Annotated in this window: 15 protein-coding genes; 4 read left to right on the top strand and 11 right to left on the bottom strand. The window is 70.6% G+C overall.

Annotated features, from left to right (window positions below):
* The first annotated feature begins 13 nt into the window (after positions 1-13).
* Positions 14-1156, top strand: coding sequence for a YihY/virulence factor BrkB family protein (locus ACIBJB_RS08660; protein WP_398927922.1), 1143 nt, complete (start codon positions 14-16; stop codon positions 1154-1156).
* Between the two features lie 30 nt (positions 1157-1186).
* On the opposite strand, the gene ACIBJB_RS08655 is transcribed toward ACIBJB_RS08660, so the two are convergent.
* Positions 1187-2023, bottom strand: a complete 837-nt coding sequence (locus tag ACIBJB_RS08655) for an NmrA family NAD(P)-binding protein (protein WP_398927920.1) — start codon at positions 2021-2023, stop codon at positions 1187-1189.
* An 81-nt stretch (positions 2024-2104) separates the two neighbouring features.
* Here ACIBJB_RS08655 and ACIBJB_RS08650 point away from each other — a divergent pair, with 81 nt between their 5' ends.
* Together ACIBJB_RS08650 and ACIBJB_RS08645 are read left to right on the top strand one after the other, a co-directional pair.
* On the top strand, positions 2105-3046 hold the full coding sequence (locus ACIBJB_RS08650; RefSeq protein WP_398927917.1) for an AraC family transcriptional regulator: 942 nt from the start codon (positions 2105-2107) through the stop codon (positions 3044-3046).
* A 15-nt stretch (positions 3047-3061) separates the two neighbouring features.
* Positions 3062-3727, top strand: coding sequence for a helix-turn-helix domain-containing protein (locus ACIBJB_RS08645; RefSeq protein ID WP_398927914.1), 666 nt, complete (start codon positions 3062-3064; stop codon positions 3725-3727).
* On the opposite strand, the gene ACIBJB_RS08640 is transcribed toward ACIBJB_RS08645, so the two are convergent.
* Positions 3710-4111, bottom strand: coding sequence for a VOC family protein (locus ACIBJB_RS08640; protein ID WP_398927912.1), 402 nt, complete (start codon positions 4109-4111; stop codon positions 3710-3712). The two genes, ACIBJB_RS08645 and ACIBJB_RS08640, sit on opposite strands and share 18 nt — an antisense overlap.
* 52 nt (positions 4112-4163) lie before the next feature.
* Positions 4164-4796 carry a VOC family protein gene (locus ACIBJB_RS08635; RefSeq protein WP_398927910.1) on the bottom strand — a complete coding sequence of 211 codons (633 nt, stop codon included), beginning with the start codon at positions 4794-4796 and terminating at the stop codon, positions 4164-4166.
* 284 nt (positions 4797-5080) lie between these two features.
* Between ACIBJB_RS08635 and ACIBJB_RS08630 the strand changes: the two genes are divergently transcribed.
* Complete coding sequence (locus tag ACIBJB_RS08630; protein WP_398927908.1) at positions 5081-5620, top strand: peptidoglycan-binding protein; 540 nt, start codon at positions 5081-5083, stop codon at positions 5618-5620.
* Positions 5621-5653: 33 nt separating this feature from the next.
* Here the strand turns inward: ACIBJB_RS08630 and ACIBJB_RS08625 are convergent, their stop codons facing one another.
* The 8 genes from ACIBJB_RS08625 to ACIBJB_RS08590 form a co-directional block, all read right to left on the bottom strand.
* A complete protein-coding gene (locus tag ACIBJB_RS08625) occupies positions 5654-6088 on the bottom strand; it encodes a helix-turn-helix domain-containing protein (protein WP_398927906.1) in 435 nt (144 codons plus the stop codon).
* A 215-nt stretch (positions 6089-6303) separates the two neighbouring features.
* Positions 6304-7347: a LacI family DNA-binding transcriptional regulator gene (locus tag ACIBJB_RS08620; RefSeq protein WP_398927904.1), complete on the bottom strand. Its 1044-nt coding sequence runs from the start codon at positions 7345-7347 to the stop codon at positions 6304-6306.
* Between the two features lie 155 nt (positions 7348-7502).
* Entirely contained in the window at positions 7503-9221 is a 1719-nt protein-coding gene (locus ACIBJB_RS08615) for a family 43 glycosylhydrolase (protein ID WP_398927902.1), read from the bottom strand.
* Positions 9218-10123, bottom strand: a complete 906-nt coding sequence (locus tag ACIBJB_RS08610; protein WP_398927900.1) for a carbohydrate ABC transporter permease — start codon at positions 10121-10123, stop codon at positions 9218-9220. Before ACIBJB_RS08610 ends, ACIBJB_RS08615 begins: the two co-directional genes overlap by 4 nt.
* Complete coding sequence (locus ACIBJB_RS08605) at positions 10123-11007, bottom strand: carbohydrate ABC transporter permease (RefSeq protein ID WP_069763690.1); 885 nt, start codon at positions 11005-11007, stop codon at positions 10123-10125. Before ACIBJB_RS08605 ends, ACIBJB_RS08610 begins: the two co-directional genes overlap by 1 nt.
* A gap of 19 nt (positions 11008-11026) precedes the next feature.
* Positions 11027-12361, bottom strand: coding sequence for an ABC transporter substrate-binding protein (locus ACIBJB_RS08600; RefSeq protein WP_398927897.1), 1335 nt, complete (start codon positions 12359-12361; stop codon positions 11027-11029).
* 357 nt (positions 12362-12718) lie between these two features.
* Positions 12719-13834, bottom strand: a complete 1116-nt coding sequence (locus ACIBJB_RS08595; protein ID WP_398927895.1) for a LacI family DNA-binding transcriptional regulator — start codon at positions 13832-13834, stop codon at positions 12719-12721.
* A 447-nt stretch (positions 13835-14281) separates the two neighbouring features.
* Complete coding sequence (locus ACIBJB_RS08590) at positions 14282-15295, bottom strand: hydroxyacid dehydrogenase (protein WP_398927893.1); 1014 nt, start codon at positions 15293-15295, stop codon at positions 14282-14284.
* Positions 15296-15306: the final 11 nt, after the last annotated feature.

Raw genomic sequence — 15306 nt, 5'->3', positions numbered from 1 at the left:
ATACCTTTAGGTCGTGCAGGCAGCAAGCGAATCCCCTCAGCGGCCCTCCGGCCGGCTCCACCGGGCCCGTGCCCTCTACCGGAACGTCTCGAAGCGCAGGACCGCCTGGCTGCTGCTCAAGGACACCGTCAACTCGTGCATCGAGTACCGCATCCTGGGGCTCGCCGCCGAGGCCGCGTTCTTCTCGCTGCTGTCCGTGCCGCCGCTGCTGCTCAGCCTCATCGGACTGCTCGGCTACGTCGACGACTGGACCGGCACCGACAGCATCAGCAGCCTCGAGGCCAACATCCTGGACGCCGCGCGCACGGTCCTGTCCGACAAGGGCGTACGGCAGATCGCGCAGCCGATCCTCGACGACGTGATGAAGGGCGGCAGGCCCGACGTCATCTCCGTCGGCTTCCTGTTCGCCCTGTGGTCCGGGTCCCGCGCGGTGAACGTCTTCATCGACACCATCACCGTCATGTACGGCCTCGACGGGGTCCGCGGCATCGTCAAGACCCGGCTCGTGGCGTTCGCGCTGTTCATCGCCGCCCTGCTGATCGGCTCGGTGGCACTGCCCCTGATGGTGGCGGGGCCGGACGCGGTGGTACGGATCGTGCCCTGGTCGGCGACGGTGGTGCAGGTCCTGTACTGGCCCGTGGTGATCATCCTGTCCATCGCCTTCCTGACCACGCTGTACCACCTGTCGGTACCGGTGCGCTCACCGTGGATCGAGGACGTCCCCGGCGCGCTGGTGGCGCTGGCCATGTGGGTGCTGGGCAGCTTCCTGCTGAGGATCTACCTCCAGAGCACGATCGAGGGCGCGACGATCTACGGCTCGCTGGCCGCGGCCGTGGCGGTGCTCCTGTGGATCGGGGTGTCGGCCTTCGCGGTCCTGGTGGGCGCCGCGGTGAACGCCGCGATCGACCGCGTGTGGCCTGCCGCGTCGACGGCGGCGGCGCGCGCGGCGAACGAGCGGATGCGGGAGGCGCAGGTCGCGCAGTACGTCGCCCGGGCGGCCGCACACCACGACACCGACACCGACCCCGAGGACCCCGACATGCCCTCGGAGTTCCCCGAGAGGTGGTCCCGCTTCCTGCCGCCGGAGGACGTGACCTCGCGGCTGCGGACGCACGCGAAGACGACGCACCCCCCGCAGAAGCCGGAGGACTCCTGAGGGGGGCGGTTCCACTGACCGGGGCCGGGGTCAGACCTTCCAGGTCCCCGCAGCCGCCGCCTCCCTCGCGAAGTCGGCGAAGTCCCGCGGCGCACGGCCGAGAACCTCCCGCACCCCGTCCGACAGATACGCGTTGCGCCCGTCCAGCAGCTGCGCGAACGCCTCCACCAGCGCCTCCGCCTCCTTGGCCGGCACCCCGAACCCGACCAGGTTCTCGCCGTACTGCTGCGGCGACACCGCCCGGTACGTCAGTTCCCGCCCCGTCGCCTTCGCGATCTCCGCGACCGCCTCGCCGAAGGTCAGCAGCCGGGCTCCCGAGACGGTGACCGTCTCTCCGACATAGCGGTCCGGCGCCACCAGCACGGCCGCCACCACGTCCCCGATGTCCCGCACATCCACGAACGGCTCCCGCACCTCACCCGCCGGAAACACCAACTCCCCGCTCAGCCGAAGCCCCTCCACCAACGGCCCCTCGCTGAAGTTCTGCGCGAACCACGCGGCCCGTACGACCGTCCAGTCGGCCCCCGACGCGTGCAGCGCCTCCTCCGCGTCCCGCGCCCGCTCCTGCCCCCGCGACGACAGCAGCACCAGCCGCCGTACGCCGATCCCCACCGCCTCCCGCGCGACCGCCCCGATCACCTCGGCGGCGCCCGGAGCGCCGATGTCCGACGGGTACACGAGGTACGCCGCGTCCGCGCCCCGCAACACCCGCGCCCACGTCGACCGGTCCTGCCAGTCGAACCCCTGCGCCCGCGACGCCGCCCGGACCGTCAGCCCCGCCGCCTCCGCGGACCGCGCCACCCGGCTGCCCGTACGACCCGAGGCACCGGTCACCACCACCGTCATGTTCCGCGCGTTCTGTGTCATGCCGTCGAGTCAACTGCCGTCCGCCGCAAGGGACCATCGCTGAACGGCTCATTCCCATGCGCGCGCGTCTACGCTGGCCGCATGGACGCTCTGGCAGGCCTGCTGGAAGGACCGCGGGCGCGTGGCGCCTTCATGATCCGTGCGTGTTTCGACCCGCCGTGGGCGGTGCGGGTGGAGGACCGGGCGCCGTTGACGGTCATGCTGATGGTCCGGGGTGACGCCTGGATCGTGCCCGACTCGGGCGAGCGGATCCGGCTGCACCCCGGCGACCTCGCCATCGCCCGCGGCCCCGACCCCTACACCTGCGCCGACGACCCCGGAACGGCCCCGCAGGCACTGATCCTGCCCGGCGCGGAGTGCAGCTACCCCGACGGGCGGGCCCTGAACGGTTCCATGGACCTCGGGGTGCGCACCTGGGGCGACCGGCTCGACGGCGAGACGGTGATCCTCATCGGGACGTATCTGATGGACGGCGAGATCAGCAACCGGCTCCTGGACGCGCTGCCACCGCTGCTGTCGCTCACAACCGACGTGTGGGAGTGCCCGCTGACCCCACTCCTCATGGAGGAGATCGTGCGCGACGAGCCGGGGCAGGAGGTCGTCCTGGACCGGATGCTGGACCTGCTGGTCATCGCGGCGCTCCGGGCTTGGTTCTCCCGGCCCGAGGCGGAGGCGCCCGCCTGGTACGCGGCGCTGGCGGATCCTGTCGTGGGGCGGGTGCTGCGGCTGGTGCAGGACGATCCCGCGCATCCGTGGACGGTGGCGTCCCTGGCGGCCAAGGCCGGCGTCTCGCGGGCCGCGCTCGCTCGGCGGTTCACCGATCTGGTGGGGGAGCCGGTGATGACGTATCTGACCGGATGGCGGCTGGCGCTGGCGGCGGATCTGCTGCGGGGGAGTCCTTCGACGCTCGAGGCGATCGCCCGACAGGTGGGGTACGGAAGCGCGTTCGCGCTGTCCAGTGCGTTCAAGAGGGGGTACGGGGTCAGCCCGCAGGAGTTTCGGATGCGGGTCGGCGGCGGCTGATCGTAGCCTGGGGTTGTGTACACGGAACGGGCGTCCCGGCTTGCCGGTGCCGTCATCTGGACCGGTGACGGCACCGGACGTGTGCTGCCCGACGGGTGCATGGATCTGCTCTGGAACGAAGGGCGGCTGCTCGTCGCCGGGCCCGACACGCGTGCGTACATCACCGGCGGCGCCCCGAGCGCCTGGGCAGGCGTGCGCTTCTACCCGGGGACAGCGCCCGCCTTCCTGGGTGTGCCCGCCCATGCACTGCGGGACCGCCGCGTCGAGTTGGCCGATCTCTGGCCGGCTCCAGAGGTACGGCGGCTGCGCAGCCGTGTCGAGAAGGCCCCCGACCCCGCCACGGCACTCGAAGAGATCGCCCTGGAGCGTGCCGCCCCTACTGACCCCGCCCTGCACGCCCTCGTGACCGCCCTCGACGCGGGCCGCCCCGTCGCCGTAACCGCCGATGAACTTGGTCTGGGAGCACGGCAGTTGCACCGAAGGTCGCTCGCGGCCTTCGGGTACGGGCCCAAGACACTGGCCCGGATCCTGCGGCTGGGGCGGGCTCTCGCGCTGGCCGGGGCCGGGGTGCCGTTCGCGGAGACGGCGGTGCGGAGCGGGTTCGCGGACCAGGCCCATCTCGCGCGGGACGTGAAGGAGTTGGCGGGCGTCCCGCTCGGGCGGCTACTCGCCGCCGGCTAGCGGGGCGTACAGGTCGACGCCGTTGCCGTCGGGGTCGTGCAGCGAGGCGTACCGCTGCCCCCACTGGGCGTTCCACGGCTTGAGCTCACCGTGGAACCCCTCGCCCACCAGCTCCTCGTACACCGCGTCGACCTCGGCCGGGCTGTCGCACCGCAGCGCGAGCCCGGTGCGACTGCCGCCCGCCGGTGCCCGCCATCCGGGGTGGAAGGAGCGGATCGTCTCCTCGGTGTCGAGCATCAGCCGCACACCGCCCGGCAGTTCGGTCTCCGCGTGCGGCTGCGTCTCGGCCCCTTCGGGGAACGGGAATCCGAGCCGCCGGTAGAAGGCGACGGAGGCGGCCATGTCGGAGGCCACCAACCCGATGGCATCGAATCGTGGAGTCATGCCGCCACCGTAGGCAGCGCCCGGACGCCCGGTCTTGAAGGAATCGGACACGTCAGCCGAAGACCACCGGCCCCCGCGGAGTGTCCAGCGTGAAGGAGAGACCCACCGGGCCCTCGGTGAGGGGGAGGTCGGCGTCGAGGGCGGTGAGGAGGGGCCGGATCTCGCCCGGGACCGGGGCGGTCGCGGTCAGGGACAGCAGGGGAGTGGCGGGAAGGCCCGAAGCGGTCGGATGGGGGGAGCGGCCCCAGTCGATGAGGAAGGGGACCAGGCCGGAGGGATGTTGGGTGTCACCGTCCGTGAGGCGCCATGTCAGCAGGGTTCCGTCGGGTGTGCGGCGGCTCATCGGGCGGATCTCACCGGGGTCGTAACCGCGGACCCGGGCGGTCGCGACCGCCGCGTCCAGGTCGGGCGGGCCGATCGCCCAGGTCACCGTGCGGGCGGTGGCGAGCGTGTCGACGGCGAAGGGGCGTGGCCCCGTCGGCTCCGGCTGCTCCGGGTCCGGGCCGATGATCTCCAGATAGGCGGTACCGCCGAGCGACACGAGGTGGTTGCGGGTGCCGAGGCCGACGTGCACACCGCCGGGCGCGGGGGTCACGCCGGTGCGCCGGGTGAAGTCGGCGACCGTCGCCGCCAGGTCCGGGGTCGCGAGGACGAGATGGTCCAGCCGTGCGGGAATCACGTTCACCGCCCCGAGGCTACGCACAGCGACGCGCCCGATGGAACACCTGTACGGCGACTTCTGAACAGGCCCCGTCGCCCGTCCCGTTCCGTCCCAGCAGGTCCCCGTACGACCCGCGCTCCCGGACCACACCGCCGTACGCGGGACGGGCCGTCCCCCGCCGGTCCGGGGACTTCGGCAGGTCTCGCCGTGCGCACCTCAGGCTGTGAGGCTGTGCCGTGCCAAGCGAAACGAGCCGCCCCAGGGGGAACCACGGGGGGAACCACGGCGGTTCGGAAAAGGAGACTTCCATGATCATGCGCAAACGGGCCGTCGCGATGGTGACGGCAGCGTTGCTGGGCGCCGGCACCCTCGGCCTCGCCGTGGCGCCGACGGCCAGTGCGGCCTCGTACCACGGCATCGACGGCAACGGTGTGGTCAGCGACGACTGGCAGGACGAGGAGAACCTGGGCGTCGACGACCACGCCGACAGCAACGCCACAGCCCTGTGGCAATCCGTCCTGTACGCGGACGGTGCCAAGTGGCAGGACGAGGACGGGGACTGGCACAACTACTCCAAGAGCCAGATCGACGGCTCGTTCGGCCCGGAGACCGAGTCGGCCACGCAGTGGTGGCAGGAGCACTACGGCCTCACCGACAACGACGGCGTGGTCACCGACCAGAGCTGGGAGTTCGCCCAGCAGTGGCTCCACGGCCCCGTCCCGGGCGGCGGTGTCCGCTACGACGGCGACAAGCGGGACGTCGACTACAAGCGGGTCAGCGGCAAGTACCGGGTGAAGCTCAAGGGCACCGGCCCCTGGCGGATCGCGTACTACGACCAGGTCGGCTGACGTCCGCCGACGGGGGAGCGGGCGGCCCTGCGGTCACCCGCCCCTCGACGGCCACGCCCACAGCACCCCCGCCACCAGCAGCACGATGACGGCGAACGCGGCCAGCGCCGCCGTACGCCATCGCCGGTACTCGAGACCGGGACCCGCCGGCACCGCCCCCTCGGGCACCACCTCCGGCGCCACCGCGGCCACCACCGTGCCGTACGGCCAGACCGGGGAGGCCAGGTCCCACAGCGCCAGCAGCCGCGCCTGATCCGCGCCCGCCACCCGGCACAGCGCCTCCACCGCCCCGCGCGGCGGCTGCTTGGCCCCGCTGAGATACCGCTGCCAGGACGACTTGCTGTACGCGGTGCGCCGGGCCAGCTCGGCGAGGCTCAGATCCGTACGGTCCTTGAGGTGCCGCAGTTGCTCGACGAGATGCCGCGCCTCCCTCGGAAGCGAGTCCGGCAGCGGCCGCCAGCGCGTCATGGTTGTCCCCCAAGTGCTCGCCGCGGCCCCGGCAGGGGCAGCGGCCCCCCTCCCCGCCGCATCGTTCGACGCCCGTCCGCCCCGGCCAGTTCCCGCCGCCCACAGATGACCGAAGATGAACGAAACCGGTGGTCAGTGGCACATGCAGCCGATACGAGGAGGTAGGGGCCGACCGGGGGAGGCGTACGCCGGGGCACGGGACGCGTCGACGCGATTCAGCCGGCCGGTGGGGCCGTGCTCGCCCGCTCCACCAACCGCGTCGACAGCTCGGTCCGGGTGCTCTCCGGGCGGTCGCCCTCCATCATGCGGACCAGCAGGCGCAGGGCCGTCGCCGCCATCTCCGACAGGGGCTGGCGGACCGTGGTGAGGGCCGGGGTGGTCCAGCGGGCCTCGGGCAGGTCGTCGAAGCCCACGACGCTGATGTCGTCCGGGACGCGCAGGCCCCGTTCGGCCAGGGCCTCGTACACGCCGAGGGCCATGCGGTCGGAGCAGGCGAAGACCGCGGTGGGCGGTTCGGGCAGGTCCAGGAGTTCCCGCGTGCGGCGGTGGGCCGCGCTCTCGTCGAAGCCGGCGTGGCGGACGTACTCGGGCCGCTGCCGTATCCCCGCCGCCGCGAGCGCGGAGCGGTAGCCCGCCACGCGCGCGCTGCTGCACATCTTGCGCTGGTGGCCGGCGACGACCGCGATGCGTTCGTGCCCCAGCGCCAGCAGGTGCTCGGTCGCCGTCACTCCGCCCTGCCAGTTCGCCGCGCCCACCGAGACGACGCCCGGCGGCGGGTCCAGGACCGGGTCGATCAGGACGTACGGGATGCGGTGCTGGTCCAGCCAGCCGTACTGGGACGACGTCAGCTCGGTCAGGTTGAACAGCACCCCGGAGGAGCCGCGCGCGGTGAGCTTGTCCAGCCAGCCGCGCTCCGGGCGCCCGGCCCGGGTGCGGTTCGGCCCGGCCGAGACGACCACCTCGAGACCCGCGTCGTGGGCGGCCGCCTCCACGCCGTGCAGCACCGCTCCCGACCAGGAGGTCTCCAGCGAGTGCACGACCAGGTCGACAAGACCCGACGCCTTCGCCGCGTCGAACCTCGGTCTGCGGACGTAGCCGAGCCGGTCCAGCGCCTCGGTGACCCGGCGGCGGGTCTCGGGGGCCACGTCCTCCCGCCCGTTGACCACCTTGGAGGCGGTCGGTACCGACACGCCCGCCTCCCGGGCCACGACCGCCAGCGTGGGACCGGCCGCCACGCTCGCACTCCCCGTGCGGACCATCGGGAACCACCTCTCCGGCCCGCCCGAGGGCCATGAAAGTTTTCGACCAGCGCGGAAACAGTAAGCGCTTCCTACCCTAGGTTCGCCCGATGAAGTCGGGAAGAGGTCGGGCTTCGCGGGTCTTGGTGTTCCCCTGGCTTTCGAAACGTCGAACGCTACCCGCAGCTCAGGCGGAACCCGGTGAAGTCGGCCGTGAAGGCCGCGCCGACCAGGTCCACGGCGTGGATTCCGGCCATCGCGCCCGTGAACCGGAGCTTGGACCCGTGGTCGTCGGAGAGGCGGGTGAAGTCCAGTTCCGGGCCGACGGGTGTCCGTGTGCCGTCGGCGCCCATGGACCAGAAGCGAGCCAGCCCGTCCTCCACAGTGACCCCGAGCGTGAAGGCGCTTTCCGTGTGAACGTCGACCACGGCCACCTGCCGGGTGCTGCCCTCGTCCCGCTCGATCAGGCTGAGCACGGTCCGTCCGCCGCCGCTCCGCCACTGCTGGCCGCGCTGCTCCTCGCCCTCGGGCTCCGCCCAGGTCAGGTCGAGGGCCAGATAGGACTCGGTGTTGTACCAGAGCACCAGACCGGCGGCCTGGGTGAACGTCGTCGGCCGGGCCTCCACGGTGACCTGGGCCTCCGCCCGGTGCTCGGTGATCCGCTGGGCCAGCAGACTGTGCGCCCACCACGACTCGGGCCCGTGCCGCCCACGCAGCCGAATCCAGCCAGGCCGCGCGGCGACGTCCGCCCAGGAGGGCTCGGGCGCGGCCCGGAGAGTGCTCCAGGGCCAGCCCAACGGATCGTCCGAGAGTGCGGGTTGCTCCGACGGCTGCGGGTGCGTGGATACGGCGGTCTGGACCGCCGGGTGCGGTTGGGGCGGGGTGCCGGTCTGGGCCTCTGGCCCGGAAGGCCTCGGGGCAGCGGCCCCGCCGTCTTCCCGTCGCGGGTGGGTCGATACCTCGATATCGAGCGCAGGGTGCGGACCCCCGTGCCGCAGCCTCGGCCAGCCCTCCGCGTCCCACGTCACGGCCTGGATCGCCGTCTCACGGCCGAGTGGGCAGCGCGGGCCGTCCGGCGTGTGAAGGGGGCGGGCCGCCAGGTGACTCAGCACCCAGCTTCCGTCGGGGAGTTGGACCAGTTCGCCATGGCCGGCCTTCTGCAAGGGCAGCGAAGGGTCGTCCCGGGACGTCAGCAGCGGTCGGTCGTCCAGTTCGTACGGGCCGGTGATCTCCCGGCTGCGGGCCACCAGTACCCCGTGCTCGAAACCGGTGCCGCCCTCGGCGACGACGAGGTAGTACCAGCCGTCCTTGTGGACCAACTTCGGTCCTTCGACGAGCCGTTCGTGCTGGAGCAGCAGGTGGGTTCCGCCGACGGGCGCCAGCGTCTCCCGGTCCAGCTCGGTCAGCACGATCCCCGCGAAACGCCGTCCGCCGGGGCGGTGGTCGTTCTGGAGGTTGAGCAGCCACAGCCGGCCCCCGTCGTGGAAGAGCGCGGGGTCGAAGCCATGGCTCGCGATCCGCCGCGGAGCCGTCCACGCGCCGGTCGCCTCCGTCGCCGTAGAGAAAGCCGCCGTAGAGACGTACGTGTCCGTGTCGAAGTACGGCGTTCCGACCGAGCGGACGATCGAGTAGACCACCCAGAACCGCTCGCCGTCCCAGCTCAGCGAGGGTGCCCAGATGCCGCCCGAATCGGGGACGCCCGCAAGCGAGTTGCCCGGGACGGCACCCTCGACATGGCCCGCGTACTCCCAGTGCGCGAGGTCGCGCGAGCGGTGCAGCGGGATCGTCGGGAACCACTCGAAGGAGCTGGTCGCCACGTAGTACCGGTCGCCGACGCGCACCATCGACGGGTCGGGGGCGAAGCCGCGGATCACCGGGTTGCGCAGCAGGGTCACTTGAGGGCTCCGAGGGTGACTCCGGAACGCCAGTAGCGGCGCATCGCGACCATCATGATCGCCATCGGGACGATGGACAGCAGGGCGCCGGTGAGGACCAGACTGGTGAGGTCGACGCCGGACTCCAGGCGCTTGCCGGACCAGTTGTAGAGACCGATGTTGAGCGTCCAGTTGTTCTCGCCGCGCAGCACGGTCAGCGGCAGGAAGAAGGCGTTCCAGGTGTTCACGAAGGCCAGCAGGAACACCGTCGCGCCCCCGGTGGTCATCATCCGCAGCACGATGCTGAAGAAGATCCTGAGCTCTCCGGCACCGTCGATACGAGCCGCCTCCAGGAGCTCGAAGGGGATCGTGGCCTCGGTGTACACCTTGGCGAGGTACACGCTGAACGGGTTGATCAGACAGGGGATCAGCATCGCCCAGGGCGTGTCCACCATGCCGATCTCCGAGAACAGCAGATACAGCGGCAGCGTCAGCAGCGCGATCGGGATCAGGAAGGAACCGACCACGCACGCGAAGACGAGGTTGCGGCCCGGGAAGTCGAAGCGGGCGAGGCCGTAACCGGTTGCCAGCGCCAGCAACGTGCCACCCAGCGAGCCGACACCGGCGTAGAGAAAGGAATTCGCCGTCCAGCGCAGGAAGATGCCGTGCTCGTAGGTGAACAGCTGACGCAGGTTGTCCCACAGGTGCCAGCCGGAGAACCACAGTCCGTTGGTCTGGTAGAGCCCGGTGCGGTCCTTGGTGGCGGCGACGACCAGCCACCACACCGGAAAGAGGCTGTAGACGCTCGCGAGGGACAGTCCGACGAGCAGGAACCGTTGCCCGCCCCGCGAACGGCCCGCAGGATCAGGCTCGTTGAGCCGCCGGACGGGCGTGGTCTTCGTGGGTTCCTCGATGAGGGTCATCAGTCGGCCTCCTTCGAGGTGAACCGGTAGAACAGGAAGGAGGCGACGCCGAGGATCAGGGCGAGCAGCACCGAAAGGGCCGCCGCGTAGTGGTAGTTGCCGGCGTTGAACGCCTGGTTGTAGATGATCATGATCGGGGTGAAGGAGTCGCTGACCGTCTGCGGGGTGACGTTCCGGAAGAGCGCGGGCTCGTTGAAGATCTGGAGCATCTGGATGATGGAGAGCATCCCCGTCAGCACCAACGCCCCCCGCACGAACGGGATCTTGATGCTGCGGGCGATCCGCAGCTCGGAGGCCCCGTCGAGCCGCGCCGCCTCGAACAGGTCGCGGGGCACGCCTTGGAGCGCCGAGTAGATGATGACCATGTTGTAGCCGATGCCGTGCCAGGTCAGCAGGTTGCCGATGGACGGCCACACCATCGAGGGCGCGAAGAAGTTCCAGGAGAACCCGAAGATCTCGCCGAGCGGGGTGAGCGGGCCCACGTCCGGGCTGTAGAGGTTCAGCCACACGATCGCGGCGACCACACCGGGGATCATGTACGGCACCAGCAGCAGGATCCGGAACCGCCCGGCCATCCTGGAGCTGAGCGCGTCCAGGAACAGCGCCAGCACCAGGCTGACCAGCAGCATGATCGGGATCTGCACGCAGGCGAAGAGGACCACCCGCAGCACGGAGCCCATGAACGCCGAGTCGGTCAGCCCTTGTTGGTAGTTGTCCAGACCGGAGAACTCGTCGGTCGTGCCACCGAGCCCCAGCCCGGAGGACTGCGACCGGTACAGCGACTGGTAGACGGCGTACCCGATCGGCAGCAGGTACAGGAAGACGAAGCCGAGCTGGAAGGGCACCGTGAAGGCGGCACCCTTCCAGCGCAGAGAGCGAATCATCAGTAGCAGCCCTCAGCCTCTAGCCCTTGACGCTGATGCCGCGGGACTTCAGGTCGTTGACCGTCCACTCCTGCATGTGGGCGAGGAGCTGGGTCACCGTCTGCTCCTTGCTGACCACCTTGGCCCAGCCGGCCTGCATCTCGGTGAACATCGCGGTCCAGTTCGGCCCGAAGGTCCAGTCGGTGGTGACGGTCTTCAGGCTGTCCTTCACGACCTGCTGACCCGCCTGGTAATGGGAGCCGAGCAGCTTCTGGGAGACCGCCTCGGGCACGTACGCGTCACTGTCGGCCAGCGCCGGCATCACGCCGTTGCCCGTCTCGGGGTTCGCCATCGTCTTGACCGCGCCGGTGTTCGTGGACATCCACAGCGCGGCCTCGGCGGCCTGCTTCTGGTTCTTGCACCCCTTGGTCACCAGCGTCACACTGCCGGTCAGGTTGGTGCCCGCCGGGGTCTTGGCGGCCTCACCGGTGAACGCCGGCCAGGGCGACAGCCCCCAGTCCCCGAAGGACTTGGTGAAGTTCTGCACCATGCCGGCCATCTGCCAGGTGGAGATCTGCCGGGTGGCGGTCCCGCCGTTGTCGTAGTTGCGCTGCACGGCCGCGTAGTCGGCGAACGACAACTTGCTGTTGAGGTCGTTGTCGATGATCTCCTGGATCACCTTGGCGGCCTTCAGCGTGCCCGCGTCCTGGAAGTCCACCTTCCAGGAATTGCCGTCGATGGAGTACCAGTGCGCCCCGGCCTGCATGGCCAGCACCTCGAGCGTGCTCGGGTCCTCACCGGCGTAGTTGGTGATCTTGATGCCGTGCTTCTTCAGCTCCTTGCCCGCGGCGATGAACTCGTCCCAGGTCGTCGGGGCCTTGATGCCGTACTTCTTGAAGATGTCGGTGCGGTAGATGGTGAAGTTCGGCGACGAACTGGTCGGCACGCCGTACGACTTCCCCTGCACCTGGGCACTCGCCCACGATCCGGTGTTGAACTTGCCCTTCTCGCCCTCGACGTACTGGGTGATGTCGGCGAGCGCGCCCTGCGCGACCCAACTGGTGACGTACTCGGCGGTGTTCTGCACGAGACAAGGCGCGTTGCCCGCCTTCACCGCGTTGGTCAGCTGCTTCTGCATGGTCAGCTGGTCGGTGACCTTCGTGTACTTCAGCTGGATGTCCTTGTGCGAGGCGTTGAACGCCTTGACGACGGCGTCCTGGCCGTTGGCCCAGCCCCAGAAGGGGAGGGTGACAGGCCCCGACGACTGCGAGTCGCCGGAATCGTCCGACCCGCCGCACGCGGTGAGCAGACCTGACAACGCGAGTCCCGCAACGGCGACGCGGGCGAACCTTCTCCGGGGGCTGCTGAAGTTCATCTGACCGTGTTCCTTCGGGAAGTAGGGCGTCTCGGAGAGGAGAGAGGGGATCGGCGGCTCGGTGTCGGCCGGAAACGGCGGCCGGAAGTTCCATCGGCTCGCGGTTGCGGGGGGTCGGCCCAGCAGAAGCTGTAGTAACCGGTTGCTGGGACGGTAGGCCGACGGCCCGGTGGTTAGCAAGAGGCAGACGGCAATTTGTTACGCCGGTTTGTCCGTGGGGTTAGGCCCGTGTGCGCATTCCGCGTCCGCACTGCACCTGCCATACCGCCAGTTCAGAGGCCTATGGACGCGACGAACGCGAGACCCGGCGGCCCGACGCGGCAGCCTGGCCAGGCCCTGATGATCTGTGGAAACCGTTTACGAAACGATCTCTTTCTTCTGTTGCTGGCGGGGTTGTGCGGGCGGTCGTACGGAGTGCCGTACGACGACATGGGTGCCCAGCACCAGATGGTCCCCGTCGGCCCCCTTGCGTCGCGCTCCGCCCCCCTCACGCCGATCGGCGACGGCCCGCAGGGCGACCCGTCCCATCTCCTCGTAGGGCACGTGGACGGTGGTGAGTTGCGGGGTGAGCTGGGAGGCGAGCGGGATGTCGTCGTACCCGACGATCGACACGTCCTCGGGCACCCGCAGCCCGGCCGCGCGCAAGGCCTGCATGGCACCGGCGGCGACGACATCGGTCCCGGCGAGGACGGCGGTGAAGTCGAGTCCGTCGCGCAGGCATTCCTCGACGGCCGCGTACCCGTGCTCGTAGTCGTAGGGTCCGTGCCGCACCATGCCGGCCTCGAACGGCACGCCGTACGCCTCGAAGGCGCGCCGGGCCCCGTTCAACCGCCCCTGAGCGGTGGTGAGTTCGGCATGCCCCGGCAGTACGAGCACCTTCCGGTGCCCGGCCGACAGCAGATGGCTGGCCATGGCGTAGGCGCCGCCCTCGTTGTCGTAGTCGACGGTCGTGGCCGGCACGGCACCTTCCAGCGGAGGCCGTCCCACCAGCACGAGATGCGACCCGGCGGCGTCCAGGGAACGGGCGAACCGGGCCATGCGCAGCTGGTACTCGTCGTAGTCGTAGGCGCCGCCGAGCAGCACCACCGCCGCGACCCCCTGCTGGCGCATGAGGTTGACGAGGGCGAGCTCCCGCTCGGGATCGTCCCCGGTGGTCCCCACCAGGGAGAGCCAGCCGCGCAGCGTGGCGGCGCCCTCGACTCCCTTGGCCACGTGGGCGAACGCGGCACCGGTGATGTTGTTGATGAGGATCGCGACGGTGGGTGTGCCGCCCCCGGCGAGCGACCGGGCGTGCGCGTTGGTGACGTAGTCCAGGTCGCGCACGACCTTCATCACCTTGCGGCGCAGGTCCTCGGAGACCGGATAGTTCCCGGACAACACGCGCGACACACTGGCCACGGACACCCCGGCCCGCTCGGCCACGTCCCGGATGGTGGCCCGTCCGACGTCCCCGGACGCCTTGCGCTGACTCACCCTTGCGGCTCCCTTAACGGTAGTGGCCCGGACCCAGGGCCCGGAAACCGTATCCCATTGTTACTCCGGCACGATTCCGGCGGCGTAGGTACCAACGGGCGGCAAGTGCCCACCAACGCGCACTGCACCCCGGACACCGGCCGTGAGGGAGCCGGAGGGGGCGCGTCGGTGTCGAGAGGCCATGGGGGCACCTCCCGCTCGAGCGAAGTCGAGAGTGGGGGAGCGCGGAGGCGCGCAGCGCCGAGCACGATCGGTCGCTCGACACCGACTGAGGCGCCCCCGGAGGCGACCGAACCAAGGTGGTGCGGGCAAGTGCAGCGACCCGGGGGCAGGTGATAAAGCCGGGGTGCCTGCAGTGCCCCGGGGGCAGGTGATAAAGCCGGGGTGCCTGCAGCGACCCGGGGGCAGGTGACAATGCCGGGCTGACCACACCGCCCCACCCCCACCTCAAGCCACCCGACCCATATCCGCATACCGCACCTCATGCTCCAACCCCACCCCCGCCACCACCCGTTCCAGCTCCTCCACCACGATCCGCCCCAGCCGCTCCAGCTCGTTCCCGAGCGACCCGGCGATGTGCGGTGTGAGAAACACGTTGGGCAGCCGGTACAGCGGCGACCCCGCGGGCAGCGGCTCGGGCTCGGTGACGTCGAGCACCGCACGCAGCCGCCCGGAGACCAGTTCGTCGGTCAGCGCGTCGGGATCGACCAGCGCTCCCCGGGAGGTGTTGATGAGCACACCCCCGTCCCGGATCAACCCGAGCCGGGCTCTGTCGAGCATCCGATAGGTCTCCGGAATGTCGGGCGCATGCAACGAGACGATGTCGCTGTGCCTCAACAGGTCGTCCAACGAAAGGAGTTCGGCCCCCAGCGCGGCGGCCTCGGCGGGACTCACGTACGGGTCGTGCAACAGGACCGTGAAGTCGAACGGCCGCAGCAGCTCCAGCAACCGCCGCCCCACCCGGGACGCCCCGATGACCCCCACCCGCCGCCCCACGTTCCCCACGCCCGCGGTCTCTACGGGCGCCGGATACGCATGGGTGGCCCGGAATCGCTCCCGGTGTTCGAAGGCCTCCTTCCCGCACAGCAGGATCATCGCGAGCGTGTACTCCGCGACCGGCAGCGCGTTGCCGGTGACCGCGCTGGAGACGGTGATCCCGCGTTCCCACACGGCGTCGCCGACGAGGGAGCGGACGGAGCCCGCGGCGTGCAGGACGGTCCGCAGCCGGGGCGCGGCGGTGAGGACGCCGGCGTCGAGGTGGGGGCAGCCCCAGCCGGTGATCAGCACATCGGCCCGGGCCAGGGCGTCCGCCGCGACCGGGTCGGTGAAGTCCCGGACGACGAGCGCGGGGTCGAGGCCGGCGGCCTCGCTCAGCCGGGTCATCAGGGGTGGGGGGAAGAGAAGGGGGAGGTGCACGGGATCCATCGCGAACACGGCCCTGGGTGGCTGCGGGCTGGGCATGTCACTCCTGA

The organism is Streptomyces sp. NPDC050759, assembly GCF_044456945.1.
Taxonomy (GTDB): Bacteria; Actinomycetota; Actinomycetes; order Streptomycetales; family Streptomycetaceae; genus Streptomyces.
This window is presented reverse-complemented; position numbering and strand designations above follow the sequence as displayed.